Genomic DNA, 26,445 nt, shown 5'->3' with positions numbered 1-26,445 from the left:
GCTCAGCGTGCGACTCTCTCATCTTCTCCAACCCCCTCGCCGCCCGGCCCCCCGCCGCCGCCCCCCCCCCCCCCCCGTGCGTAGTTGTATCGCGCGTTGCGCGTCCTGTCTCAGATCCGGACCTGGACGGCGCGGCTCAGGCGGTCGTGCAGCCCGCGGCCGTCGCGGTCCCAGACCAGGGCCGGGATCACCAGGGCGAGCAGTACGGTGCGCAGCACCACGCGGCCGATGCCGAGGGGGCCGCCGTCCTGCGAGATGACCCGGAGGCCAAGGATCCGCTTCCCGGGGGTAAAGCCCACGGTGGCGATGGTCAGGATGCTCAGGACCACGAAGAGCGCCAGCGTCCAGTTGCCGGCGCCGGTCCAGTCGCGGCCTGTGATCAGGCCGTATGCGATCAGCTGGCAGGCCAGCCAGTCGATGACCAGGGCCCCGAAGCGGCGCCCGAAACGGGCCACGGAGCCGGGCCCCTGCTGTGGCAGGCCGAGCTGCTTGCCGGGGTATCCGAAGTCGACACCCATCTCCTCGGCGGCCTCGCGGGGGCCGGAGAGCCAGGATCCGATTGCTTGCCTCTTGTCCACCCGAACACGGTACCTGTGCCGCTTCACGCGGTTCCGCCGGGACCCTGGTTAACTTGTGCGAAACAAATGGGTCATGCTTGGGAAACCCCGTCTGCTTATGGTCGGGTCAGCGTGCGGCACCGCACTGACGCACCACTAGCTATAAAGCCCGCCCCTGCCCCGGGGTCGGGAGTAGGAGGAGTTGGATGTTCAAGAACGCCGACGAAGTGAAGCAGTACATCGAGGAGAACGACGTCAAGTTCGTTGACGTCCGCTTCTGCGACCTGCCTGGTGTCATGCAGCACTTCACCATCCCGGGGCGGGCGTTCGACCCGAACGAGGAGCTGGCCTTCGACGGCTCCTCGATCCGCGGCTTCCAGGCGATCCACGAGTCCGACATGGCGCTGCGCGCCGACATCACCACCGCGCGCCTGGACCCGTTCCGCAAGGACAAGACGCTCAACATCAACTTCTTCATCCATGACCCGATCACGGGCGAGGCCTACAGCCGTGACCCGCGCAACATCGCGAAGAAGGCCGAGGCGTACCTCGCCTCGACCGGCATCGCCGACACCGCGTTCTTCGGCCCCGAGGCCGAGTTCTACGTGTTCGACAGCGTGCGCTTCGCGACCTCCGCGAACGAGGGCTTCTACCACATCGACTCCGAGGCCGGCGCCTGGAACACGGGCTCCGAGGAGAACAACCGTGGTTACAAGGTCCGCTACAAGGGTGGTTACTTCCCCGTAGCCCCGGTCGACCACTTCGCCGACCTGCGCGCCGAGATCTCCCTCGAACTGGACGCCCAGGGCCTCCAGGTCGAGCGTCAGCACCACGAGGTCGGCACCGGTGGCCAGGCCGAGATCAACTACAAGTTCAACACGCTGCTCGCCGCGGCCGACGACCTGATGCTCTTCAAGTACATCGTGAAGAACGTCGCCTGGCGCAACGGCAAGACCGCGACCTTCATGCCGAAGCCGATCTTCGGCGACAACGGCTCGGGCATGCACGTGCACCAGTCGCTGTGGGCCAACGGCGACCCGCTGTTCTACGACGAGGCCGGCTACGCGGGCCTGTCGGACATGGCGCGCTACTACATCGGCGGCATCCTCAAGCACGCCCCGTCGCTGCTGGCGTTCACCAACCCGACGGTGAACTCCTACCACCGCCTGGTCCCGGGCTTCGAGGCGCCGGTCAACATGGTGTACTCGCAGCGCAACCGCTCGGCCGCCATGCGCATCCCGATCACGGGCTCGAACCCGAAGGCCAAGCGCGTCGAGTTCCGCGCCCCGGACCCGTCCTCGAACCCGTACCTGGCGTTCGCGGCCCTCCTGCTGGCCGGCCTCGACGGCATCAAGAACAAGATCGAGCCGATGGAGCCGATCGACAAGGACCTCTACGAGCTCTCCCCGGACGAGCACGCGAGCGTCCCGCAGGTCCCGACCAGCCTTGAGGACGTCCTCAAGGCCCTGGAGGAGGACCACGAGTACCTCCTGGCCGGCGGTGTCTTCACCCCCGACCTGATCGAGACCTGGATCGACTACAAGCGCACCCACGAGATCGCCCCGATCGCCCTGCGCCCGCACCCGCACGAGTTCGAGCTCTACTTCGACCTCTAAATCGCGCTGACGAAGCCCCGCCCTCTCCTCGGAGAAGGCGGGGCTTCGTCGTTTCCGGGTCGGGGCCGGGCGGGCGGCGTCCGCCCGGGACGACCTAGCGCGTGGCCAGCCGCTCCAGCAGGGCGGCGCTCCGCGCCAGCAGCGCCCGCTCCTCGTCGTCGAGTTCGGCCTCGATGGCCTGCGCGAGCCAGCCGGCCCGGCGGCCGCGTTCCGCTTCGAGGGCGCCCCGGCCCGCGTCCGACAGCTCGACCAGCGACTTGCGGCCGTCCGTGGGGTGCGCCCGGCGCGTGATCAGGCTCTGTTCCATGAGTAGCCCCACCGCCCGGGCCATCGACTGGGGGCGTACGCGCTGATCTGCGGCGAGGTCGCTGGTGGTCATCGCGCCGTTGCGGTCGAGTGCGCCGAGCACGGCGGCCTGGCCCAGCGGGATGTGGTCCTCGTGTTTGACGCGCCGGGTGAGCTTGCCCATCGCGGTGCGCAGTTCGGTGGCGATGGCGGCGGCTTCCGGGGTGGGCATAGGGCACTTTAACCCGTTGGTCAGCATTGCTGTACGGCCGACCTGCACAGCAGTGCTGTACAGCAAAACTGAGCAGCAAAACTGGGCAGCATTGCTGTAGGGTTTGGCTTGTCGGGCTCAGCGCCAGCGCTGTCGCAGCCAGGGCCACGGCATACGACAACGGGAAGGACCTCCCATGTCCGCACAGGCAGTCACCACCCCCGATGCCGCCATCGAGACCGTCACCGCCCGCCGGATCATCGACAGCCGGGGCAATCCCACGGTCGAGGTCGACGTCGTCCTCACGGATGGCTCCCTCGGCCGCGCGGCCGTCCCCTCCGGCGCCTCCACCGGCGCCCGGGAGGCCGTGGAACTGCGCGACGGGGACTCCGCGCGCTGGCACGGCAAGGGCGTCGACCGCGCGGTGGCCCACGTCAACGGGGAGATCGCGGCGTCCGTGCGCGGCCGGGACGCGGCGGACCAGGCGGGCCTCGACGCCGCGCTGGTCGCCCTCGACGGCACCGCCACGAAGTCCCGGCTCGGCGCCAACGCGATCCTCGGCGTCTCCCTCGCCGCCGCCAAGGCCGCCGCGGCGGCCCACCGCCAGCCCCTCTACCGCTACCTCGGCGGCGCCGGCGCGCACCTCCTGCCGCTGCCGATGATGAACATCGTCAACGGCGGCGCCCACGCCGACAATCCGCTGGACTTCCAGGAGTTCATGATCGCGCCCGTGGGCGCGGACACCTTCGCCGAAGCCGTCCGCATGGGCAGCGAGGTCTTCCACACCCTGCGCCGCGACCTGCTGGCCGCCGGGCACTCCACGGGCGTCGGCGACGAGGGCGGCTTCGCGCCCGCGCTGCGCACCGCCGAGGAGGCGCTCGACTTCGTCATGGCCGCCATCGAGCGCACCGGCTACCGCCCCGGCACGGACATCGGCCTGATCATGGACCCGGCGTCCTCGGAGTTCTTCCGCGACGGGGTGTACGACTACGCGGGCGAGGGAGTGCGCCGCACCCCCTCCGAGAACGTCGACTACCTGGTCAAGCTCATCGACTCCTACCCGATCCTCTCCATCGAGGACCCGATGGCGGAGAACGACTGGGACGGCTGGCGCGAGCTCACCGCCCGCGTCGGCGACCGCTGCCAGCTCACCGGCGACGACCTGTTCTGCACCAGTGAGACCCTGCTGCGCGAGGGCATCGCCACCGGCGCCGGCAACTCGGTCCTGATCAAGGTCAACCAGATCGGCACCCTGACCGAGGCGCTGGCCACGGTGGCCACGGCCCACGAAGCGGGCTGGACGGCCGTCATGTCGCACCGCTCCGGCGAGACGGAGGACACCACCATCGCCGACCTGGCGGTGGCCACCGGCTGCGGCCAGATCAAGACCGGCTCGCTCTCCCGCTCCGACCGCACGGCCAAGTACAACCAGCTGATCCGCATCGAGGAGGAGCTGGGCGACTCGGCGCGCTTCGCGGGCCGCTCCGCACTGCGCCGGGCGTAACGGCGGGCGGGGGCGGGGCGGGTGGCCAGGGGCAGGGCCCGCGGTCCCCGGTCCCGGTCTGCTCAGGCGGAAGGGCGGAGCAGGGGCATTGCGCCCGTGAGGTCGCGCAGGCAGCGGACCGCGAGCTCGGCGGGGGAGCCGGGGCCCGAGGGTGGGGCGTCCGTGGCCGACCAGAGTTCCAGGGCGATGCGGATCGCGTCCGTGGCCGCCGCCGCGAGGAGGCGGATGGAGAGGAGATCGGCGTCCGGGCCGGCGAGGCGGGAGACCACGGGGACCAGGTTCTCCTCGGAGTCCTGGTTGACCCGGTACCAGACGGCGCGCAGGGCCTCGTCGGTCGCGGCGGCGCGCAGCAGCCCGCGGGTCACCTCCAGGCCCTCCTCGATGGCCTGGGGCTCGGTGAGCGAGCGGGTGACCGCGCGTTCCAGGGCCTCCGCGAGCGGGGTGCCGGGGTCCTCCTCGGCGAGCAGGGCGCGCCAGGCGTCGCCGCCGCCCGCGAGCAGCGGGGCCACGGCCTCCTGCTTGTTGCGGAAGTAGCGGTAGAAAGTGCGCAGCGCCACACCCGCGCGGTGGGCGATGTCCTCGGCGGTCGTGCCGTCGGGGCCGTGCTCGGCGAAGAGGTCGCAGGCCGCGCGGGCGATGTCGAGCTGGGTGGCGGCCTTGCGGCGCTCGTTCAGCGACTGGGCTCCGGGGCCGGCCTGGGGAGCGTACGGACGAGGGGATCTCACGGGGGAAGAATACCCTCAGCCCAAGGAGGGATTGCACACTTTGACAGGGTGGCAAAACGTGTCATGACGGGAGTACGCTCGTCATCATGAACCGTTACGAAGGACGTCGCGTCCTCATCACCGGCGGCGGCTCCGGCATCGGCCAGGCCACCGTCCACCGCATCCTTTCCGAGGGCGGCCGCGTCCATGCCGTGGACGTCAACGAAGCCGGTCTCAAGACCACCGCCGAGCAGGCCGCCGCCGAGGGTCGCGCCGACCGCCTCACCACCTCGGTGCTCGACATCTCCGACGAGGCCGCCGTCAAGGCCGGCATAGCCGCCGCCGTGGCCGCCCTCGGCGGGCTCGACGTACTGGTCAACGCCGCGGGCATCCTGCGCTCCTCGCACACCCACGAGACCACGCTCGAATTCTGGAACAAGATCATCTCGGTGAACCTGACCGGTACGTTCCTGGTCATCCGCGAGTCGATCCCGGCGCTGCTGGAAGGCGACCAGCCGGTCGTCGTCAACTTCAGCTCCACCTCGGCGAGCTTCGCCCACCCCTACATGTCCGCCTACGCGGCCAGCAAGGGCGGCATCCAGTCCATGACCCACGCGCTGGCCGCCGAGTACAGCAAGCAGGGCCTGCGCTTCGTCGCCGTCGCGCCCGGCTCCATCGAGAGCGGCATGACCACCGGCAACGGCCCCGGCCTGCCCGAGGACACCGACTGGAGCCTGTTCGCCAAGCTCGCCCCGGCCCTCGGCCAGGGCTTCGCCGGCCCGCAGACGGTCGCCGGCGTCGTCGCCATGCTGGGCTCCGAGGACGGTGCGTTCATCACCGGCACGGAGATCCGCATCGACGGCGGTACGCACGCCTAGGCTTCAGTGGCGTCAGCCTCTGAAGCGGTCCCACAGCCGGGGGAAGCGCTCCGCGAGCACGGCTTCGTTCTCGAAGTCCAGCGGAGTGCCCTCCGGCTCCGCCGCCTGCAGCGGGATGCCCAGGTCCGGGGCGACCGCCCCGGTGAGCTGCTCGTAGGCCTCGTCGGCCGCGTACCCCAGCTCCTCGCCGTCCCCGTCGATCTCCTCGTCGAACTCCCCGAGGAGCTCCGCCAGGTGGTCGGGGTCGTGCACCCCGCCCTCGAAGACCTCGCGCCCCTGGCCGATCAGCCAGCACCGGAAGTAGTCGAACGCGTCGTCGCTCGCCCCGTCGAGCAGCACCCACGCGGCGCCCCACAGGTCCCAGGTGTACGCCCGGTTGTACCGCGACTCGAAGTGCCGGGCGAAGTCCAGGACGGAATCCGGATCGAACTGCGCCAGCCGCTCCACGAGCAGCTCGGCGTGTTCCTCGGGGTCGCCCTCGGCGGCCTCGCGGGTACGGTCGACGATCTCCCAGAACTCCGTCTCGTCCATGCGATCCTCTCGAAAGCGGCCCGAACCGAGGCCGAGCCGTTGTACATTCGGTGCCTGCCCTCGGGCAGAGGTCAGGGCTTGGCCTTCATGAGGGATCGCGATCCCAAGTGAGAAGCCGCCCGGATTCGTCCGGGAGGAGGAGTCACCACCGCTCCAGCATCACGGCTGGACCACCCCGACGCCACCGCGCGTACGGCGAAGGCCGGTATCCATTCCCCCAAAGGGACGGATACCGGCCTTCGCCGTTCTCATCGGCCGTTACAGGCCGTAGCGCTCCCGGGCTTCCTTGATGGACGACGCCGGTACCTCGCCGCGGCGGGCGAGCTGGGCCAGCGCGGCCACCACGATCGACTGGGCGTCGACACCGAAGTGGCGGCGGGCGCCCTCACGGGTGTCGGACAGGCCGAAGCCGTCCGTACCCAGCGAGGTGTAGTCCTGCTCGACCCACTGGCTGATCTGGTCCGGGACCTGACGCATCCAGTCGGAGACGGCGAGCACCGGGCTGGTGACACCCTCCAGCGCACGGGTGACGTACGGGGTGCGCATCTCGCCGCGCAGCAGGGCCTCGTCGCAGTCCAGCGCGTCGCGGCGCAGCTCACCCCAGGAGGTGGCGGACCAGACGTCGGCGGCCACGTTCCAGTCGGCGGCCAGCAGCTTCTGGGCGTCGAGGGCCCAGTGGATCGCCGTACCGGAGGCCATCAGCTGGATCTTCGGGGCATCGGCGGCCGGGGCCGCCTCCGCGAGGTCCGCCGCCGTGTTGAAGCGGTAGAGGCCCCGCAGGATGCCTTCCTCGACGCCTTCCGGCATCGCGGGCTGCGGCTTCGGCTCGTTGTAGACCGTCAGGTAGTAGAAGACGTCTTCCGGCTTCTCGCCGTACATCCGGCGCAGACCGTCCTTGACGATCACCGCGATCTCGTACGCGAAGGCCGGGTCGTAGTTGAGCGACGCCGGGTTCGTGGACGCGATCAGGTGCGAGTGGCCGTCCGCGTGCTGGAGGCCCTCACCCGTCAGGGTGGTGCGGCCGGCGGTGGCGCCGACGATGAAGCCCTTGCCGAGCTGGTCGGCGAGCTGCCACATCTGGTCGGCGGTGCGCTGCCAGCCGAACATCGAGTAGAAGATGTAGAACGGGATCATCGGCTCGCCGTGCGTCGCGTACGACGTGCAGGCGGCGATGAAGTCGGCCATGGCGCCGGCCTCGGTGATCCCCTCGTTGAGGATCTGGCCGTCCTTGGCTTCCTTGTAGTACATCAGCTGGTCGCGGTCGACCGGCTCGTACGTCTGGCCCAGCGGCGAGTAGATGCCGGCCGACGGGAAGAGGGACTCCATACCGAAGGTACGGGCCTCGTCGGGGACGATCGGCACCCAGCGCTTGCCGGTCTCCTTGTCCCGCATCAGGTCCTTGACGAGCCGGACGAAGGCCATGGTGGTGGCCATCTCCTGCTTGCCGGAGCCCTTGAGCAGCGGGGCGAAGGAACGGTCCGCCGGGGCGGGCAGGGCCACGTGCTTGACCTTGCGGGCCGGGGCCGGGCCGCCGAGCGCCGCGCGGCGCTCGTTCAGGTACTGCACCTCGGGGCTGTTCGCGCCCGGGTGGCCGTACGGGACCTGGCCGTCGGCGAAGGCGCTGTCCGGGATCGGGAGGCCAAGGAGGTCACGCATGTCCTTGAACTCGTCGATCGTCAGCTTCTTCATCTGGTGGTTCGCGTTCTTCGACTCGAACCCGGCACCCAGCGTGTAGCCCTTGACGGTCTGCGCGAGGATGACCGTCGGCGCACCCTTGTGCTCCAGGGCGGCCTTGTACGCGGCGTAGACCTTGCGGGGCTCGTGGCCGCCGCGGGAGGTGTGGAAGCACTCGGCGATCTTCGCGTCGGAGAGCACGCCGGCCAGCTGCACGAGCTCGGCGTTGGCGCCGAAGAAGTGCTGGCGGATGTAGGCCACGTCGCGGGTCGCGTACGTCTGGAACTGCGCGTCGGGTACCTCGCGCAGGCGGCGTACCAGGGCGCCCGTGGTGTCGAGCTGGAACAGCTCGTCCCAGGCGGAGCCCCACAGCGACTTGATGACGTTCCAGCCGGCGCCGCGGAACTGGGCTTCCAGCTCCTGCACCACGCGGAAGTTGGCGCGGACCGGACCGTCGAGGCGCTGCAGGTTGCAGTTGATGACGAAGGTCAGGTTGTCGAGCTGCTCGCGGGAGGCCAGGGCCAGGGCGGCGGTCGACTCGGGCTCGTCCATCTCGCCGTCGCCCAGGAAGGCCCAGACGTGCGAGTTGGCGGTGTCCTTGATGCTGCGGTTCTGCAGGTAGCGGTTGAAGCGCGCCTGGTAGATCGCGGACAGCGGGCCGAGGCCCATGGACACCGTCGGGAACTCCCACAGCCACGGCAGGCGCCGCGGGTGCGGGTAGGACGGCAGGCCGTTGCCGCCGGACTCCTGGCGGAACTTGTCGAGCTGCTGCTCGGAGATCCGGCCGTCGAGGAAGGCGCGGGCGTAGATGCCGGGGGAGGCGTGGCCCTGGATGTAGAGCTGGTCGCCCGATCCGTCGGCCTCCTTCCCGCGGAAGAAGTGCTGGAAGCCGGTCTCGTAGAGCCAGGCCGCCGAGGCGAAGGTGGCGATGTGGCCGCCGACGCCGTACTTGGAGCCGCGGGTCACCATGGCGGCCGCGTTCCAGCGGTTCCAGGCGGTGATCCTGGCTTCCATCGCCTCGTCACCGGGGAACTCCGGCTCCGCGGCGGTGGGGATGGTGTTGACGTAGTCCGTCTCCAGCAGCTTCGGCAGCGCGAGGCCGGCGGCCTCGGCGTGCTGGAGCGTGCGACGGAGCAGGTATTCGGCGCGGCGCGTACCGGCGGCCTTGGCGACTGCGTCGAGGGAGGCCGCCCATTCGGCGGTCTCCTCGGTGTCGCGGTCCGGGAGCTGGTCGAGCTCGCTCGGAAGCTTTCCTACGGGGTCGGACATCGGTGTGCGCCGCCTTCCGGACAAAGGAGAGGTGGTGAAGAAATCCCTGACGGGCAGGACAGGGTCGTTGGACCCGGGTGGGGTCCGCGATGACTGTAAGGCGCTGATCGATGATCGATCAAATGAAAGTGGCGAAGAAATGTCCATATGACGAAAGTCGGCACCGGGTGCCATGAAAAAAGGCACCCGGTGCCGGGTGAATCGGGGCAATACGGGCAGGTCGGAGGGGGTGGGATCAAGCCCGCGGCGCGCACCCGAGGACATGCCGCTTCACGAGCAGGCCGATGTCCGGGTCCTGGTTCCGGAAAGCCTCTACGAGGGCCTCGTGCTCCTCGGCGTAGGACTTCTGGACCGTGCCCAGCCACCGGATGGACAGGGCCGTGAAGACCTCGATGCCCAGGGACTCCCAGGTGTGCAGCAGCACACTGTTCCCGGCCGCCCGGACCATTTCCCGGTGGAAGCCCACCGTGTGCCGCACCTGCGCCGTGCCGTCCGCGCTGCGGTCGGCCTCCCACAGGGCCGCCACGTGCGGCTCCAGGGCCGTGCAGTCGGCCGCCAGCCGGGGCGCGGCCAGCTCGGCCGCGATCTGCTCCAGGCCCGCCCGGACCGGATAGATCTCCTCCAGGTCCGCCGCCGACAGGTTCCGTACGCGAACGCCCTTGTTCGGCGCCGACTCGATCAGCCGCAGCGTCTCCAGCTCGCGCAGGGCCTCGCGCACGGGCGTCTGGCTGACCTCCAGCTCCACGGCGATCCGGCGCTCCACGATCCGCTCGCCGGGCTTCCAGCGCCCGCTGACGATCCCCTCCACGATGTGCTCGCGGATCTGCTCGCGCAGCGAGTGCACGACGGGTGGGGTGATCATCTGGGCTTCATCTCCTGGTGGGTGTGCAGGGTCATGCGGTGCCTGATGCGTAGACAATACGGCGGAGCCGCTCGTCGCGATGCGCTCCTGGTCAGGGGCGCAGGGTGAGGCTGGTTACAGCCGTCCACCGGGAACGCCCAGCGTACGACGACGGCGCCCCCGCCCGGGACTTGCCCGGGCGGGGGCGCCGTACGTGACGACTGCTGTCGCGGAGAGCCTTACAGGCCGAGCTCGACCTCGAACTCGCCGGCTTCGAGGATCGCCTTGACGGCCGAGAGGTACCGGGCCGCGTCCGCGCCGTCCACCAGACGGTGGTCGTAGGACAGGGTCAGGTACGTCATGTCGCGGACGCCGATGACGGTGCCCTCGGCGGTCTCGATGACCACCGGGCGCTTCACCGTGGCACCGATGCCCAGGATCGCGGCCTGGTTCGGGGGCACGATGACCGTGTCGAACAGCGCACCGCGCGAACCGGTGTTGCTGATGGTGAAGGTCGCGCCCGACAGCTCGTCCGGCGTGATCTTGTTGCCGCGGACCTTGCCGGCCAGATCGGCGGTGGCCTTGGAGATGCCCGCCAGGTTGAGGTCGCCCGCACCCTTGATGACCGGGGTCATCAGGCCCTTCTCGGAGTCCACGGCGATGCCGATGTTCTCCGAGTCGAAGTAGGTGATGGTGCCCTCGGCGTCGTTGATCCGGGCGTTGATGACCGCGTGGGCCTTCAGCGCCTGGGCAGCGGCCTTGACGAAGAACGGCATCGGCGAGAGCTTGACGCCCTCGCGGGCCAGGAAGGAGGCCTTGGCCTTCTCGCGCAGCTTCATGATCTTGGTGATGTCCACCTCGACCACGGAGCTGAGCTGAGCCTGCGAGTGCAGGGCCTTCATCATGTTGTCGCCGATGACCTTGCGCATGCGGGTCATCTTGACGGTCTGACCGCGCAGCTCCGAGACGGCAGCCACCGCGGCCTTGGCGGCCGGAGCGGCGGCGGCCGGAGCCGGGGCGGCAGCGGCGGCCTTGGCGGCCTCGGCGGCGGCCAGGACGTCCTGCTTGCGGATACGGCCACCGACACCGGTGCCGGAGACCGCGGACAGGTTGACGCCGGACTCCGAGGCGAGCTTGCGCACCAGCGGGGTCACGTACGCGCCCTCGTCACCGGCGGAAACCGGGGCGGCGGGAGCGGCCGGGGCCACGGGGGCGACCGGAGCCGGAGCGGCCACGGGAGCCGGAGCGGCGACCGGGGCGGCCACCGGAGCCGGGACCGCGGGGGCGGCCACGACCGGAGCCGGAGCGGCGACCGGAGCGGCAGCCACGACCGGGGCCGGAGCGGCGGCGACCGGGGCGGCCGCGGGGGCTGCGCCGGCCACGCCGATGACGGCCAGACGCGCGCCGACCTCGGCGTTCTCGTCCTCGGCGACCAGGATCTCCAGCAGGACGCCGGAGACCGGGGCGGGGATCTCGGTGTCGACCTTGTCGGTCGAGACCTCCAGCAGCGGCTCGTCGGCCTCGACCGACTCGCCGACCTGCTTCAGCCAGCGGGTGACGGTGCCCTCGGTGACGGACTCGCCCAGGGCGGGGAGCACGACATCGGTACCGGCGGCGGCCGGGGCAGCGGCGGCCGGGGCCGCGGGGGCCTCGGCGACCGGAGCCGGCGCGGCCGGAACCTCGGCGACGACGGTCTCGGCGACGGCAGCGGCGGCGGCCGGGGCGGCAGCCGCGACCGGCGCGCCCGAACCGTCGTCGATGATGGCCAGCTCGGCGCCGACCTCGACGGTCTCGTCCTCGGCGACCTTGATGGAAGCCAGGATGCCCGACACGGGGGACGGGATCTCGGTGTCGACCTTGTCGGTCGAGACCTCGAGCAGCGGCTCGTCGGCCTCGACGCGCTCGCCCTCGGCCTTCAGCCAGCGGGTGACAGTGCCCTCAGTAACGCTCTCTCCGAGCGCCGGAAGGGTTACGGAAACCGACATGGTTTCAGTTGCTCCTAACGAATGTGCGGAAGTGGTCGTCGCGCCCGTGACGATTAGTCGTGGTTGTGCAGCGGCTTGCCGGCCAGCGCGAGGTGCGCCTCACCGAGGGCCTCGTTCTGCGTCGGGTGCGCGTGGATGAGCTGCGCGACCTCGGCCGGCAGGGCTTCCCAGTTGTAGATCAGCTGGGCTTCGCCGACCTGCTCGCCCATGCGGTCGCCCACCATGTGGATGCCGACCACTGCGCCATCCTTGACCTGGACGAGCTTGATCTCGCCCGCGGTCTTCAGGATCTTGCTCTTGCCGTTGCCCGCGAGGTTGAACTTCGCGGCGATGACCTTGTCCGCACCGTAGATCTCCTTGGCCTTGGCCTCGGTGATGCCCACGGAAGCGACCTCGGGGTGGCAGTACGTGACGCGCGGGACACCGTCGTAGTCGATCGGGACGGTCTTGAGGCCGGCCAGACGCTCGGCGACCAGGATGCCCTCGGCGAAGCCGACGTGCGCGAGCTGGAGGGTCGGGACGAGGTCGCCGACCGCCGAGATGGTCGCCACGTTGGTCTGCATGTACTCGTCGACCAGGACGTAGCCGCGGTCCATCGCGACGCCCTGCTCCTCGTAGCCCAGACCCTGCGAGACCGGGCCGCGGCCGATGGCGACCAGCAGCACTTCGGCTTCGAAGGTCTTGCCGTCGGCGAGGGTCACCCGTACGCCGTTCTCGGTGTACTCGGCCTTGTCGAAGAAGGTGCCGAGGTTGAACTTGATGCCGCGCTTGCGGAACGCGCGCTCCAGAAGCTTCGAGCTGTTCTCGTCCTCGACCGGCACGAGGTGCTTGAGGCCCTCGATGACCGTGACCTCGGAGCCGAAGGACTTCCACGCCGAGGCGAACTCGACGCCGATGACGCCGCCGCCCAGGATGATCGCGGACTCGGGCACGCGGTCCAGGACCAGCGCGTGGTCCGAGGAAAGGATCCGGTTGCCGTCGATGTTCAGGCCCGGCAGCGACTTCGGCACGGAGCCGGTCGCCAGCAGGACGTGGCGGCCCTGGATGCGCTGGCCGTTCACGTCGACGGACGTCGGCGAGGAGAGGCGGCCCTCACCCTCGATGTAGGTCACCTTGCGAGAGGCGACCAGGCCCTGCAGGCCCTTGTACAGGCCCGAGATGACCTCGTCCTTGTACTTGTGGACACCCGCGATGTCGATGCCCTCGAAGGAGGTCTTGACACCGAACTGGCCGGCTTCGCGAGCCGAGTCGGCGACCTCGCCCGCGTGCAGCAGAGCCTTCGTGGGGATGCAGCCGTTGTGCAGGCAGGTGCCGCCGAGCTTGTTCTTCTCGATCAGGGCAACGTCCAGACCCAGCTGGGATGCGCGCAGAGCCGCGGCGTAACCGCCACTGCCACCGCCGAGGATCACTAGGTCGAAAACGGTGCTGGCGTCGTTCGCCACGTCACGTCCTCCATGCATGTGCGCCGAGCACCGGTCCTCTATGACCGGGCGGCGGCTGGTATACGGCCGCTTTTTCTTCGGCCCTGTGGTGGGGGCCCTGTCCTGCCGAGAACCCATCTTCGCATTTGTCGGGGGAACGCGGGACGCCGGGCCCACGATGTGGCAGGTCGATCTGCCCGAAGCGACCGTTACCGCAGCGTAGAAACCTACGGATTTCGTTGAGAGTGAACGCACGCACCCCCGGGCCCTGGAGGGCGCGGGGGTGCGTGGTGCCGCACATCACATCGGGTGCGTCAGCCGAGGTCGCCCGTGGCCGTACGCTCGGCCAGCCGCACCAGGGTGCGCACGGCCGAGCCGGTGCCGCCCTTGGGGGTGTAGCCGTACGGGGCGCCCTCGTGGAAGGCGGGACCCGCGATGTCGAGGTGGGCCCAGGTGATGCCCTCGCCGACGAACTCCTGGAGGAAGAGGCCGGCCACCAGGCCGCCGCCCATCCGGACACCCATGTTGGCGATGTCGGCGGTGGGGGACTCCATGGACTTGCGCAGGTCCTCCGGGAGCGGCATCGGCCAGGAGGCCTCGCCGACCTCGTCGGCGATCTCGTTGATCGACGTGCGGAAGGCGTCGTCGTTGGCCATGACCGCGAAGGTGCGGTCGCCCAGGGCCAGCACCATGGCGCCGGTCAGGGTCGCCACGTCGACGATCGCGTCCGGGTTCTCCTCGGAGGCCCTGGTCAGCGCGTCACCGAGGACCAGGCGGCCCTCGGCGTCGGTGTTGAGGACCTCGACGGTCTTGCCGCTGTACATGCGCAGCACGTCGCCGGGCTTGGTGGCGGAGCCGGACGGCATGTTCTCGGCGAGCGCGAGCCAGCCGGTGACGTTGACCTGGAGACCGAGCTTGGCGGCCGCGACCACGGAGGCGAAGACGGCGGCGGCGCCGGCCATGTCGCACTTCATCGTCTCGTTGTGGCCGGCCGGCTTCAGGGAGATGCCGCCGGAGTCGTAGGTGATGCCCTTGCCGACGAAGGCGAGGGTCTTCTCCGCCTTGGGGTGGGTGTAGGAGAGCTTCACCAGGCGCGGCGGGTTCTCGGAGCCCTTGCCGACGCCCATGATGCCGCCGTAGCCGCCCTTGAGCAGCGCCTTCTCGTCCAGGACCTGGACCTTGATGCCGTTCTCCTTGGCGGTCGCGGTGGCGACCGCGGCGAAGGCCTCGGGGGTCAGGTCGTTCGGCGGGGTGTTGACCAGGTCACGGGCGATGTTGACCTCGGTCGCGACGACCGTGGCGCGCTCGGCGGCGGCCTTGTGGTCCTTGTCGCGCGGCTTGGCGCCGAGCAGGGCCACCTCGGCGAGCGGCTGCTTCGGGCCGCTGCTCTTGGCGCCGCTCTTGGCGACCTTGTTCTCGCCGCCCTGGTAGGCGGTGAAGGCGTACGCGCCCAGGAGCGCGCCCTCGGCCACGGCCGTGACGGCGGAGGCGTCGTCGAGGGGAAGGGCGAAGGCGGCCTTCTTGCTGCCGTGCAGCGCGCGGGCGGCGGAGCCGGCGGCGCGGCGCAGTACTTCTTCGTCGTACGACTCGTCCGTCTCGGGGGCGGAGCCCAGCCCGACCGCCAGCACGACCGGGACCTTGAGGCCGTCCGGAGCCGGCAGCTTGGTGGTCTCGCCTTCGGCGCCGGTGGCGCCGAGCGCGTCGAGCACGGCGGCGAGCTTACCGTCGTAGGCCTTGTCCACGGCCTCGGCGCCCGCGGCGACGATGAGGCCCTTGGGGCCCTTCGCTACGCCGACGACGAGGGCGTCGGCACGCAGCGTCGCCGGTCCGGCAGTGCTGAGAGTCAGAGCAGTCACGGTGGTGAAGTCTCGCTTCCGTTTTGGAGGTGTGGGCCGAGTGGGTGGACGGCCATCCGTGGCGATCGTATTCGGGCCCGAAGTCCGCCGGAAACGAGCCTACGCGCAGGCACTCGTCCGCACGCCACTCGAAGGTTTGGCAAGTTGTTCGATCAAGAGGCTCCCAGGTTCACCCATCTGTGGCCTCTGTTCCAGGTTTGCCCCTTAGACCTGACGAGGTCCGAAAGACTCGGCCCACTCTCGCAAGGGGACGCGGGGTCTCCTTCGCATGATTTTCCACAGAGCATCCCGGCCAGGCCGACCGCCAAGGGGCGTGGCCGCGGATGCCTGCGGGGGGAAAGGCCGACATGGTCAACAGGAAGAACCGGATGAACAGGCTCGCCGCCGTATGCTTCGCGGCCGCCATAGCATCCGTGGCAGTACCCGGAGTCGCCGCTCAGGCCGCCGTGACTCCGCGCATCGACCTCCGGGTGCTCGTCGTCGACGACGGCGGCAGCTCGGTCCAGGCGATCACGGCGGAACTGCGGGACACCGGAGTCCCGTACACCCGCGTGGACCTGAGCAGCGCGAGCCGCCCGGTCGTCAACGCGGCGTTCCTCGCCGACACGGTCGACGGCCGGCCGCGCGCCAAGTTCCAGGGCGTGGTGCTGCCGAACGAGAACCCGTTCGGCGCGGGCTCGGCCGAGATGGCCGCGCTCACCGCGTACGAGACGACGTACGCGATCCGCCAGGTGGACGCCTACACCTGGGCGCACCCGGAGGTCGGTCTGGAGTACACCGACAACGGCGGCTACGGCGGCACCCTCGACGGCACCCAGGCCGCCGTCACCGCCGCCGGCAAGACGGGCCCCTTCGGCTACCTCGGCGGGCAGCTCCCCTTCGAGGACAACTCGCCGCTGGTGCTGGAGAGCTACGGGTTCATGGCCAAGCCGCGGACCGGTTACACCAGCCTCATCGACGCCCCCGTCCCGGGCGGCTCCGGCCGGGCCTCGCTCGTCGGCGAGTACACCCACGACGGGCGCAGCGAACTGGTCGTCACCTTCGGCTACAACCAGTACCAGCAGCAGTTCCGGCTGCTGGCGCGCGGCATCGTCGAGTGGGTCACCCAGGGCGTGCACCTGGGCCAGGAGCGCAACTACTTCGCGGTCCACGTCGACGACGTCTTCGCCCCGGACGCCCGCTGGAGCAAGGACCTCAACTGCACCCCCGGCGACTACGCCTGCCCGGGCGGCGCGGGCGCGGAGTCCACGATCCGGATGACGGCCGCCGACGCCCAGTACCTGGCGCAGTGGCAGACGCAGAAGAACTTCAAGCTCGACCTGCTCTTCAACGCGGGCGCGGGCGAGGAGTGGAAGGCGGAGAACGGGAACACCGATGCACTGACCGCCCAGTTGCTCGCCGACAAGGCGCAGTACCGGTGGATGAACCACACCTACACCCACCTCTTCCTCGGCTGTGTCCAGGACACCACCACCGTCCCGTGGACCTGCACGAAGAACGCCGCGGGCGCCGTCAACTGGATGAGCCGCGCCGACATCTCGGCGCAGATCCGCGACAACAACAACTGGGCCGCGTCCAAGGGCATCACCACCGACCGCACCGAACTGGTCACCGGTGAGCACTCCGGCCTCAAGACCCTCCCGCAGCAGCCCCAGGACAACCCCAACCTGGCCGGCGCTCTCGCCGACAACGGCGTGCGGTGGGCGGGCAGCGACAACTCCCGCGAGCCCGCGCAGCGGGCGGTCGGAGCCGCGCTGACCGTCCCCCGGTACCCGATGAACGTGTACTACAACACGGGCACCAACTCGGAGATGGCCGACGAGTACAACTGGATCTACACCAGCCGGGCCGACGGCGGCAGCGGCCTTTGCGAGGACAACCCCACCACCTCCACCTGTCTCCCGGCCCCGCTCGACGCCAACACCGGCTACCTGAACTACATCGTTCCGGCCGAGGCCACGACCGCCCTGCGCCACGTCCTGAACAACGACCCGCGCCCGCACTACGTGCACCAGACCAACCTCGCCGAGGACCGCACCCTCTACCCGGTGCTCAACCAGGTCCTCGACACCTACCGCACGCTCTACGCGCCCAGCGCGCCGATCGTGAACCAGAGCATGAAGGACACCGGCGTGGAGCTCCAGCGCCGTGCGGCCTGGGACGCCGCGATCGCCAACAACCAGGTCACCGCCTACCGCATCGGCAAGGACGTCACCGTCAAGGCGCCCTCCGGAGTCGTGGCCCCGGTGACCGCACCCGCCGGCACGAAGAAGCAGCTCCTGCTCGGCACCGCGGACTTCGGCACCGCGTACGCCGGCACCCGCTCCACCTGGACGGCCCCGGAGCTGCTGCAGAGCGCCGTCACCCTGCACCTGCCCTAACGGCGTACCCGCCCTGACCTTTTGGGCGGCACGTCCGAGCCAGCCACACGTACCACCTAGCGCCGGCGCTCCGCGATACGAACCACGGGCGCCGGCCCCTTTCACGTCCTTGGGGGGACACACCGCATGAGCCATGGGCGTCATGTCACCATGCTCACCGAAGGCACCTACCCGCACGTCCACGGGGGCGTCAGCACCTGGTGCGACCAACTGGTCCGCGGTATGCCGGAGGTCGACTTCAACGTCATAGCCCTGACCGGCTCGGGACGCGAGCCGGTCACCTGGGAACTGCCGCGCAACGTCTACCGCCACACCGCCGTTCCGCTCTGGGGGCCCCCGCCGGCCCGCAGGCTCCGTTCCGGTCTCCGGGGCAAGGCGCAGCGCGGCTTCGCCGAGACCTACGAGACCTTCCTGCTCTCCCTGCTCGACCCCGAACGCGGGGGTTTCTCCGCGTCCCTGCGCGAACTGGCCCTGCTGGCGCGGGCCGGCCGGCTCGCCCCGGCCCTGCGCTCCGAGTCGGTCCTGCGCCTGCTGATGGACGTCTGGACCCGCCCCGGCCTCGTGACCGCCGATGCCGAGCCCACCATCCACGACGCGCTCACCGCCACCGACCTGCTGGAACACGCGCTGCGCCCGCTGTCCGTGCGGATCCCGCCCGACAGCGTCGCCCACGCCGTCAGCAGCGGACTGGCCACCCTTCCGGCGCTCGCCGCCAAGTACCTCGACAAGGTGCCGTTCCTCCTCACCGAGCACGGCATCTACCTGCGCGAGCGCTACCTCGGCTACCGCAGCGCCGAACAGCGCTGGCCCGTCAAGGCGCTGATGCTCGGCTTCTACCGCGAGCTCAACACCGAGGGCTACCGGCAGGCCGACCTGATCACCCCGTGCAACCAGTACAACCGCCGCTGGGAGGAGCGCGGGGGCGCCGACTCCGAGCGGATCCGCACGGTCTACAACGGCGTCGATCCGCACGCCTTCCCCGAGGCCGGTCCCGAACCGGAGGTGCCCACCCTCAGCTGGTGCGGCCGCATCGATCCGATCAAGGACCTCGAAACCCTCGTCCGGGCCTACGCGTTCATGCGCGAGGAGCTGCCCGCCCTGCGGCTGCGCCTCTTCGGCCCGGTCCCGGCCGGCTGCGAGGACTACAAGATCAAGCTGGAGAAGCTCGCCGCCGAGCTCGGGGTGTCCGACGGGATCTCCTACGAGGGCCGCATCACCGAGGTCGCCAAGGCCTATGCCGCGGGCTCCATCGTGATGCTCTCCTCCATCAGCGAGGGCTTCCCCTTCTCCATCATCGAGGCCATGTCCTGCGGCCGCACCACTGTCTCCACCGATGTGGGCGGGGTCCGCGAGGCCGTCGGGGACACCGGCCTCGTCGTCCCGCCGCGCGAGCCCGAGACCATGGCCCGCGCCACCCTCGCCCTGCTCCGCGACGACGAACGCCGCGCCGAACTGGGCCGGATGTCCCGCAAGCGGGTGGTGGAGAAGTTCACCCTCCACCAGTCCGTGGACGGCTTCCGCCACATCTACCGCGAGCTCGCCGGCCAGCCCGTCCTACCCGTCCACACGGGCGACGAGTGGACCCAGCGCCTCGCCGACCCCTGGTACAGGGAACTGGCCGCCGACGGGAGCCTGTGGTGAGCGGATCCCTCTGGCTGAAGGTCCCCGGCGGGGACACCCTCCCCGCCATCCCGCGCCCCCGGCGGGGCGCCTCCCCGGCCGCCGACCCGATGGACGAACTCGCCCAGCGCCTGGACGGGTTCATCGCCGCGGCCGTCCACCCCGACGAGATCGCCGCCATCCTCGAATCCGACGGGATGACCGACGAGCACATCCGGCTCACCTACGGCCGCCAGGACTCCTTCGGACTCGCCGAGGAGCTCTACGCCCGGGTGCCGCGCGCCTTCCCGGAGCCCGAGCACGTCCCCGACCCCTGGAAGGTCTCCCTCACCGCCTGTCTGCTGCGCGGGGTGATCTTCGCCCTGCCCGGTCTGGCCTACCTGCTCGGGGCCCCCCTCCTGGAGGGCCCCAAGGACCGGTTGGGGCTGCCCGCCGGGACGCTGACCCTGCTCGCCGGGGCGCTCATCGGCTGGGTCTGGGACCAGACCCTGTCCCACCGCGCCTACTCCTGGCTCGGCCTCGGCGACCGGGCCGCCGCCGGCCGGACCCTGCTGCTCGGAGCCCCCGCCGGGGCGCTGCTCGGGACCGCCGCCGCGCTGTCGGTCCCCGGCGGGCCCCCGTTCTCGTACGCCTTCGCCGCAGGTCAGGCCCTGTACGTCGGGGCCGCCACCGTGCTGCTGGTGCTCGGGCGGGAGCGGGTGCTGCTCGCCGCGCTCGCGCCGATGGCCGCCGGTGCGGTGGCCACCCTCTTCACGGACCTGCCCGTTGCCGTACGGGTCCTGCTGCTGGTGGTGTCCCTGCTGGCCGCCTGCGCGCTGGCGGTACGGGAACTGCCGCTGGCCGACGGGGTACGGGCCCTCGTGCTCCGGATCAAGGGCTGGACCGGACGCCGGCCCGGCGAACGGGGCCCGGTCCGCTGGCAGATGCTGCGCGGCGCCGAAGAGGACTACGCCCCGCGCGGCCCCCGGCTAGGGGACTCCGTCCCCTACGGGGTCTTCGGCCTGGGCACCGGCCTCCTCGTGCTCTACGCGGCTCTGGGGGAGGTGCTCGCCGGCGGCCCCGCCGAGGCCGTGGCGGCCCCCTCGGCGGTGGCCCTCACCCTCAGCATGGGCCCCGCCGAATGGCTGCTCCACCGGTTCCGCAGCGGCAGCCTCGCGGGACTGCGCGCGGCCCGCTCGCCCCGGCAGTTCGGGCTCCGGATGCTCGCCACCCTGGCCCGGTGCCTCGCCTCCTACCTCGCGGTGCTCCTGGCCCTCGGCCTGGCCGGGACCCTGCTCTGGCCCGGCGCGCCCGGGCTCACCGGAGTCCGCGTCGCCACGCTGCTCCTGCTCGGCGCCGTGATGTGGACCGGGCTGCTCCTGCAGTCCTTCGGGGCGGTGCGGCCCGCCGCGGTGGTCTGCGCCTCGGCCGCCGTCGCGCAGAGCCTGGCCCTGCTCCTGGGGATCGGGCAGCCGCGCGCCGTGCAGCTGGCCGTCGCCGGGGCCGCGGCCCTCGCGCTGGCCGTGCTCGTCTGCCTGCTCCTCGGCCGCGCGACGGCCCACCGGTGACGCACCCGATGCACGTGAACCCGTACGACACGCACGAGAAGAAGGACCACATGCTGCTGGTGCCCCTCTACGAGCACCCCGCCGACCGGCCCGAGGACTGGGAGCTGCTCATCCGCTCCGCGGGCCGGCTGCACTCGGTGGTGCTCAACCCCGACAACGGGCCGGGCGAGGCCCCCGACGAGCGGTTCGCCGCCGTCGCCGGGCGGCTGCGCGAAGCCGGGGTGCCCGTCCTGGGGTACGCCGACACCGACTACGGGCGCCGCCCGCACGCCGCCGTCGTCCAGGACCTGCTGCGCCACCGGGACTGGTACGGCACCGACGGGGTCTTCCTGGACCAGGCCGCCGCCGACCCGGAGTTCCTGCCGCACTACGCACGGCTCGCCGTCGCCTCCCGGGCCGCCGGGGCCCGTACCGTCGTCCTCAACCACGGAGTGCACCCGCACCCCGGATACGCCGAACTCGCCGACCTGCTCGTCACCTTCGAGGGGCCGTGGGACGCCTACCGGGACGCGGCCGCCGTACCGCCGTGGACCGCCGACCATCCCGCCCAGCGGTTCTGCCACCTGGTGTACGCCGTCCCGCCGGGCGCCCTGGCCGCCGAACTGGCCGGGCAGCTGGCGCTGGAGCGGGGGGCGGCCGTGCACTGCGCGGTCCCCGGGACCGGCGCGCACCCGTGGGGGACCCTGCCGTACGCCCTGGAGGCCGCCGGATGAAGAGCCCGTCGCCGCGCCGCCTGCTGATCCTCGTACCGCTCCTGCTCCTCGCGGCCTGTACCTCCTCGCCCGGCCAGGGCGACGAGGACCAGCCCGACGACCTCTCGCCCGCCCCGGCGCCGGGGGAGCGCTGGCAGCCCGCGCCCGGGGTGAGCTGGCAGTGGCAGCTCACCGGGAAGCTCGACACCTCGGTGAAGGCCGCCGTCTACGACGTCGACGGGTTCAACACCACCAAGGAGCAGGTCGCCGAGCTGAAGAAGGCCGGCCGGCGGACCATCTGCTACCTGTCCACCGGCGCCTGGGAGGACTTCCGGCCGGACGCCGACGCCTTCCCGCAGTCGATGCGCGGGGAGGGCAACGGCTGGGAGGGCGAGCGCTGGCTGGACGTCCGGCGGCTCGCCGAACTGGAACCGCTGATCGGCAAGCGGTTCGACATGTGCCGGGACAAGGGCTTCGACGCGGTGGAGCCCGACAACATGGACGGCTACCGGAACAAGTCCGGCTTCCCGCTCACCGCCGACGACCAGCTGAAGTACAACCGGCTGATCGCGAAGCTGGCGCACGACCGGGGCCTGTCGGTGGGGCTGAAGAACGACCTGGACCAGATCCCGCAGCTGGTGGGGGAGTTCGACTTCGCGGTCAACGAGCAGTGCATGCAGTACGAGGAGTGCGACCGGGTCGCGCCCTTCGTGAAGGCGGGCAAGGCCGTCTTCCACGTGGAGTACGAGAAGCCGCTCAAGCAGTGGTGCCCGAAGGCCCGGGAGGACAAGCTCAGCTCGCTGCAGAAGAAGTCCGAGCTGGGGGTCTGGCGCGAGGTCTGCCGCTAGTGCACCGGCTTTCCCGCTCCCCGGCCTCAGCCCACGGGAAGGATCGCGTGCACCCGGTAGCCGCCCCCGAAGCGGGGACCTGCGAAGCAGGAGCCGTTCAGGGCCACGGCCCGCTCGCGCATGCCGAGCAGGCCGTGGCCGCCGCCCTCGTCCACGGGCTCGGCGGCCGGGTCCGCCGGGGACCCGCCGTCGTCCAGCACGGTCACCTCGACCGAAGTGCCCACCCGGACCACGCTGACCTCGGCCCGCGCCCCCGGGCCCGCGTGCTTGCGCACGTTGGTCAGCGCCTCCTGGATCACCCGGTACGCCGCCAGGTCCACGGCGGCGGGCAGGGGAGCCGTGTCGGCGGCGGACCGGCCCAGCTGCACCATGACCTTCACCGGGAGCCCGGCGTTGCGGAAGGTGTCCACGAGGTCGTCCAGGACCGCCAGCCCCGGAGCCGGCTCGGTCGGGGCCTCGGGATCGCCGGACTGGCGCAGCAGCCCCACCGTGGCCCTCAGTTCGTTCAGCGCGGAACGGCTGGCGTCGCGGACGTGGGCCAGCGCCTCCTTCGCCTGGTCCGGGCGCTTGTCCATGACGTGCGCGGCCACGCCCGCCTGCACGTTGACCAGGGCGATGTGGTGGGCCACCACGTCGTGGAGGTCCCGGGCGATCCGCAGCCGCTCCTCGGCCACCCGGCGCCGGGCCTCCTCGTCCCGGGTCCGCTCGGCGCGCTCCGCCCGCTCCCGGATCGCGTCGATGAAGGCACGGCGGCTGCGCACCGCGTCCCCGGCGGCGGCCGCCATGCCGGTCCAGGCGAAGATGCCGATGTTCTCCTGGGCGTACCAGGGCAGCGGGCCGGAGAGCATGGCCACGCCCGTCAGCCCGGCCATGGTGAGGACGCCGACCCGCCAGGTGGTGGGCCGGTCGGTGCGGGAGGCCAGCGTGTACAGGGCGATCACCGCGCACATGGCGACGGGCGCCCGGGGCTCCCCGCTGGTCAGCTCCAGCAGCGAGAGCCCGATGGTGACGGCGAGGACGACGCGCGGCCGCCGGCGCCGGAACACCAGGGCGGCCGCGCCGAGCACCATGAGGAACAGCGAGAACGTGGCGGGGGTACGGGTGCCGAAGGTCGGCCCGTGGGCCCCGTGGGGGCTGGCGAAGGACCCGACGACCATGGAGACGAGCGCCCCGAGCGCGAGTACGGCATCGGTGGCCAGCGGATGGTCCCGCATCCACCGCCGCGTGCGGGCGAACGGCCCGAGCTCTGTCGTCACCCCGATACGGTACGGCCCCGCGGGCGCTCTCAGTCCCGGGGAACCGGCGGCGACGGCGGCGGGACCGCGGGCGGCGCGGGTGGCGAGGGCGGCGCCGGCGGGGGATCGGCCCACGGCCGGACGCCCAGGGGGGTGCGGGAGCGCTCGGGGCCCCACTTCGCGCGGACGAAGCAGAGCGCCATCACCGAGGCGATGGCCGCCAGGTGCTCCTTGCCCGCCAGATTGTCCTTGAAGAGCAGTTCGCCGGTCATCAGCACGATGACCACGGAGCCGGTCAGGTACGCCCGGTAGCGCCAGCAGACGTAGATGGCCAGCCCGACCACCGCCGCCGAGGGCCCGGTGTCGTTGACGATCCGGTCCGTGTCCGGCAGGCCGAAGGGGTGGTCCGCGCCGAGCGAGAGCCCGATCCGCGCGTACGTGGTCCCGGCGAGGGTGGCCACGTAGCCGATGGCCAGCGTGCGCCACCACCCGATGCAGATCTCCGAGATCCCGAAGACGAGCAGGATCTGGGCGAGCGCCCCCCACACCGGAAGGTCCAGCGCGGGCACGAACAGCGACAGGGGGGTGCGCAGCAGGGCGAGCCAGAGCGGGTCGACGGCTTTGACCGACCCGAGGTTCTGGACCGGCTGGAAGCCCCATGACGTGTTCTGCACGATCTGGAAGACCGAGGTCAGGCAGACCGCGCCGAGGGTCATCGGGAGCGCCCGCCACTTCTTGTGGACGAGCGCGTCCCGGATCGTCCAGTACAGGGGCCCCCACTCGCGGCGGGCGAACCGCCGCAGTGAGGCAGTGGTCAACGCTTGCTCTCCAGATGTCTGCGGTGCATCCACTTCGGCAGGCCGGGGGCTTCCAGGAACCCCTCGGCCCGGCCCGCCGCGATACCGATCCGCAGCAGATCCGAACTCTTCTCGAAGAGCATGAACCGCGGTTCCCAGATCGGCCGGTATTTGGCGTTGGCCCGGTAGAGGGACTCGATCTGCCACCAGCGCGAGAAGAAGCTCAGCAGCGAGCGCCACATGCGCAGCACCGGACCGGCGCCGAGCTTCGACCCACGCTCGAAGACGGAACGGAACATCGCGAAGTTGAGCGAGACCTGTGTGACCCCGATCTCCTTTGAACGCTCAAGGAGTTCGATGACCATGAACTCCATCAGGCCGTTCTCGGAATCCCGGTCACGGCGCATCAGGTCCAGGGACAGGCCCTTGGGTCCCCAGGGCACGAAGGACAGCACGGCCCGCAGGGCGCCGTCGCCGTCGAAGCACTCCAGCATCACGCACTGGCCGTCCCCGGGGTCGCCCAGCCGGCCCAGCGCCATGGAGAAGCCGCGCTCGGTCGCGCCGTCGCGCCAGTCGTCCGCGCGCAGCAGGAGTACGTCCATCTCCTCGGCCGGGATGTCCGCGTGGCGGCGGATGCGGACCGTGTAACCGGCCCGCTTGACGCGGTTGTACGCCTGGCGGACGGTGCGCATGGCGCGGCCCTCCAGGGTGAACTCGGCGGTCTCCACGATCGCCTCGTCACCGAGCTCCAGGGCGTCCAGTCCGTGCCGGGCGTAGATCTGCCCGGCCTCCTCGCTCGCGCCCATCACGGCGGGCACCCAGCCGTGCTCGCGGGCCTCGGCCAGCCAGGGCTCGATGGCGCCGGGCCAGGCCTCGGGGTCGCCGATCGGGTCGCCGGAGGCCAGCGAGACCCCGCCGACGACGCGGTAGGTGACGGCGGCCTTGCCGGTGGGGGACCAGATGACGGACTTCTCGCGGCGCAGCGAGAAGTAGCCGAGGGAGTCGCGGTCGCCCTGCTTGGCCAGGAGCGCGCGCAGCTTGTCCTCGTCCTCCACGGTGAGCGGGTCGACCGCGCGCCGCGAGCGGAAGGCCGCGAACAGCACGGCGAGCAGCAGCAGCGTGGACATGACGTTGATGGCGACGTCCACCCAGCCGGGGGTGGTGATCGAGTTGTACGCCTTGTCGTCCGGGGCCAGGGTGACCAGGCGCATCACGCCGTACCGCCAGCGGGCCAGGAAGGTGGCGTCCGCGGCGTCCGGGTCGGTGTTGGTCGCGCCGACGATCAGGGCGGCGACCAGCGAGGTCAGCAGCAGGCCCACGGAGGCCACGAGGCTGGCCAGCAGCGGGTTGGAGCGGTCGCCCTTGGCGTAGAACTCCCGGCGGCCCAGCAGCAGCGCGCCGACGAAGAGCGCGGTGAGCGCGAAGGCCACCCAGTTCTGGGCGTGGCCGCGGAATTCCGGGTAGCAGAACTCGTAGTCACCGCCCGAGCAAGGGGTGAAGGAGGCGACGGCGGCCATGGTGAACGCCAGCAGCAGCAGTCCGCTGAGGACCAGGTTCAAGATCCACGCGGCGCGTTTGCGGCGGCCCATGGTGACCGTGAGCAGCAGCGAGAAGGCCGCGGAGGCGAAGCCCGCCGTGAGCAGGTACGGGGTGTAGAAATCGGCGGTGCTGTGCCGGCGCAGGTCCTGGCCGAGCGACAGCCACACCGCGCTGAGCAGATTGACGAAGGTGACGGCGCGCAGGTACCACACCGCGAACCCGGCGCTGCGCCGCGACCGGGCGCTTCCCCTGCCGCTCTCCCGGCCGGTCTCCTTGCCGGTCTCCTTGCCGTTCTCCCGGCCGGATTCCCGGCCGCCCCCTGTTTTCCCGTTGCCGTTCGGGTCCGTACCGGTTCCCCGGTCGGTCTTCCGTTCGGTCTCTGCGCTGGTCAAACGGACCTCTCCCATAAAAAGCGATGATATGGGGCGTCGCGGTCCGTGATCGGCGGTCCGTA

General features: G+C 71.0%; 20 protein-coding genes. 8 read left to right on the top strand and 12 right to left on the bottom strand.

Annotated elements, in window-relative coordinates:
- Positions 1-110: 110 nt before the first annotated feature.
- On the bottom strand, positions 111-578 hold the full coding sequence (locus ACFXDJ_RS12825; protein WP_384661169.1) for an RDD family protein: 468 nt from the start codon (positions 576-578) through the stop codon (positions 111-113).
- Between the two features lie 185 nt (positions 579-763).
- Between ACFXDJ_RS12825 and glnA the strand changes: the two genes are divergently transcribed.
- On the top strand, positions 764-2,173 hold the full coding sequence (glnA, locus tag ACFXDJ_RS12820) for a type I glutamate--ammonia ligase (protein ID WP_384661166.1): 1,410 nt from the start codon (positions 764-766) through the stop codon (positions 2,171-2,173).
- 94 nt (positions 2,174-2,267) lie between these two features.
- Here glnA and ACFXDJ_RS12815 read toward each other — a convergent pair whose 3' ends face one another.
- Entirely contained in the window at positions 2,268-2,690 is a 423-nt protein-coding gene (locus ACFXDJ_RS12815; protein WP_384661165.1) for a MarR family winged helix-turn-helix transcriptional regulator, read from the bottom strand.
- 175 nt (positions 2,691-2,865) lie between these two features.
- Between ACFXDJ_RS12815 and eno the strand changes: the two genes are divergently transcribed.
- Positions 2,866-4,173 (top strand): phosphopyruvate hydratase, encoded by a 1,308-nt coding sequence (gene eno / locus ACFXDJ_RS12810; RefSeq protein WP_384661162.1) that lies wholly within the window; start codon positions 2,866-2,868, stop codon positions 4,171-4,173.
- Positions 4,174-4,235: 62 nt separating this feature from the next.
- Here the strand turns inward: eno and ACFXDJ_RS12805 are convergent, their stop codons facing one another.
- Positions 4,236-4,898, bottom strand: coding sequence for a TetR/AcrR family transcriptional regulator (locus tag ACFXDJ_RS12805; protein ID WP_384661159.1), 663 nt, complete (start codon positions 4,896-4,898; stop codon positions 4,236-4,238).
- A gap of 86 nt (positions 4,899-4,984) precedes the next feature.
- Between ACFXDJ_RS12805 and ACFXDJ_RS12800 the strand changes: the two genes are divergently transcribed.
- Positions 4,985-5,755, top strand: coding sequence for an SDR family NAD(P)-dependent oxidoreductase (locus tag ACFXDJ_RS12800; RefSeq protein WP_384661156.1), 771 nt, complete (start codon positions 4,985-4,987; stop codon positions 5,753-5,755).
- 12 nt (positions 5,756-5,767) lie between these two features.
- Here ACFXDJ_RS12800 and ACFXDJ_RS12795 read toward each other — a convergent pair whose 3' ends face one another.
- From ACFXDJ_RS12795 to ACFXDJ_RS12770, 6 genes are all read right to left on the bottom strand, one after another.
- Entirely contained in the window at positions 5,768-6,286 is a 519-nt protein-coding gene (locus tag ACFXDJ_RS12795) for a DUF4240 domain-containing protein (protein WP_384661153.1), read from the bottom strand.
- Between the two features lie 258 nt (positions 6,287-6,544).
- Positions 6,545-9,229: a pyruvate dehydrogenase (acetyl-transferring), homodimeric type gene (gene aceE / locus ACFXDJ_RS12790; RefSeq protein ID WP_384661151.1), complete on the bottom strand. Its 2,685-nt coding sequence runs from the start codon at positions 9,227-9,229 to the stop codon at positions 6,545-6,547.
- Positions 9,230-9,464: 235 nt separating this feature from the next.
- A complete protein-coding gene (locus ACFXDJ_RS12785; RefSeq protein ID WP_384661172.1) occupies positions 9,465-10,088 on the bottom strand; it encodes a GntR family transcriptional regulator in 624 nt (207 codons plus the stop codon).
- A 221-nt stretch (positions 10,089-10,309) separates the two neighbouring features.
- Positions 10,310-12,055 (bottom strand): 2-oxoglutarate dehydrogenase, E2 component, dihydrolipoamide succinyltransferase, encoded by a 1,746-nt coding sequence (sucB, locus tag ACFXDJ_RS12780; RefSeq protein ID WP_384849013.1) that lies wholly within the window; start codon positions 12,053-12,055, stop codon positions 10,310-10,312.
- Between the two features lie 53 nt (positions 12,056-12,108).
- Complete coding sequence (gene lpdA, locus ACFXDJ_RS12775) at positions 12,109-13,497, bottom strand: dihydrolipoyl dehydrogenase (RefSeq protein ID WP_384660025.1); 1,389 nt, start codon at positions 13,495-13,497, stop codon at positions 12,109-12,111.
- 293 nt (positions 13,498-13,790) lie between these two features.
- A complete protein-coding gene (locus ACFXDJ_RS12770) occupies positions 13,791-15,332 on the bottom strand; it encodes a leucyl aminopeptidase (RefSeq protein WP_384660028.1) in 1,542 nt (513 codons plus the stop codon).
- A gap of 347 nt (positions 15,333-15,679) precedes the next feature.
- On the opposite strand from ACFXDJ_RS12770, the gene ACFXDJ_RS12765 reads away from it, so the two are divergent.
- From ACFXDJ_RS12765 to ACFXDJ_RS12745, 5 genes are all read left to right on the top strand, one after another.
- Positions 15,680-17,713: a hypothetical protein gene (locus ACFXDJ_RS12765; protein WP_384849010.1), complete on the top strand. Its 2,034-nt coding sequence runs from the start codon at positions 15,680-15,682 to the stop codon at positions 17,711-17,713.
- Between the two features lie 126 nt (positions 17,714-17,839).
- Positions 17,840-19,354 (top strand): GT4 family glycosyltransferase PelF, encoded by a 1,515-nt coding sequence (gene pelF, locus ACFXDJ_RS12760; RefSeq protein WP_384660033.1) that lies wholly within the window; start codon positions 17,840-17,842, stop codon positions 19,352-19,354.
- Positions 19,351-20,880, top strand: a complete 1,530-nt coding sequence (locus tag ACFXDJ_RS12755; RefSeq protein WP_384660036.1) for a hypothetical protein — start codon at positions 19,351-19,353, stop codon at positions 20,878-20,880. The genes pelF and ACFXDJ_RS12755 overlap by 4 nt, the downstream gene beginning before the upstream one ends.
- 50 nt (positions 20,881-20,930) lie before the next feature.
- A complete protein-coding gene (locus ACFXDJ_RS12750; RefSeq protein ID WP_384660044.1) occupies positions 20,931-21,593 on the top strand; it encodes a spherulation-specific family 4 protein in 663 nt (220 codons plus the stop codon).
- Positions 21,590-22,420 carry an endo alpha-1,4 polygalactosaminidase gene (locus tag ACFXDJ_RS12745; protein WP_384660038.1) on the top strand — a complete coding sequence of 277 codons (831 nt, stop codon included), beginning with the start codon at positions 21,590-21,592 and terminating at the stop codon, positions 22,418-22,420. The genes ACFXDJ_RS12750 and ACFXDJ_RS12745 overlap by 4 nt, the downstream gene beginning before the upstream one ends.
- A 26-nt stretch (positions 22,421-22,446) precedes the next feature.
- Here ACFXDJ_RS12745 and ACFXDJ_RS12740 read toward each other — a convergent pair whose 3' ends face one another.
- Genes ACFXDJ_RS12740 through ACFXDJ_RS12730 form a run of 3 tightly spaced genes read right to left on the bottom strand, consistent with a single transcriptional unit; the run spans position 22,447 to position 26,398 of the window.
- Positions 22,447-23,676, bottom strand: coding sequence for a sensor histidine kinase (locus ACFXDJ_RS12740; protein WP_384849007.1), 1,230 nt, complete (start codon positions 23,674-23,676; stop codon positions 22,447-22,449).
- Between the two features lie 29 nt (positions 23,677-23,705).
- Positions 23,706-24,473, bottom strand: coding sequence for a hypothetical protein (locus ACFXDJ_RS12735; protein WP_384659138.1), 768 nt, complete (start codon positions 24,471-24,473; stop codon positions 23,706-23,708).
- Positions 24,470-26,398: a phosphatidylglycerol lysyltransferase domain-containing protein gene (locus ACFXDJ_RS12730; protein WP_384849002.1), complete on the bottom strand. Its 1,929-nt coding sequence runs from the start codon at positions 26,396-26,398 to the stop codon at positions 24,470-24,472. Before ACFXDJ_RS12730 ends, ACFXDJ_RS12735 begins: the two co-directional genes overlap by 4 nt.
- Positions 26,399-26,445: the final 47 nt, after the last annotated feature.

Origin of the sequence: Streptomyces sp. NPDC059443 (genome assembly GCF_042750105.1) — a bacterium.
Classification (GTDB): domain Bacteria; phylum Actinomycetota; class Actinomycetes; order Streptomycetales; family Streptomycetaceae; genus Streptomyces.
The sequence above is the reverse complement of the archived record's forward strand: the minus strand, read 5'-3'. Positions and strand labels throughout refer to the sequence as shown.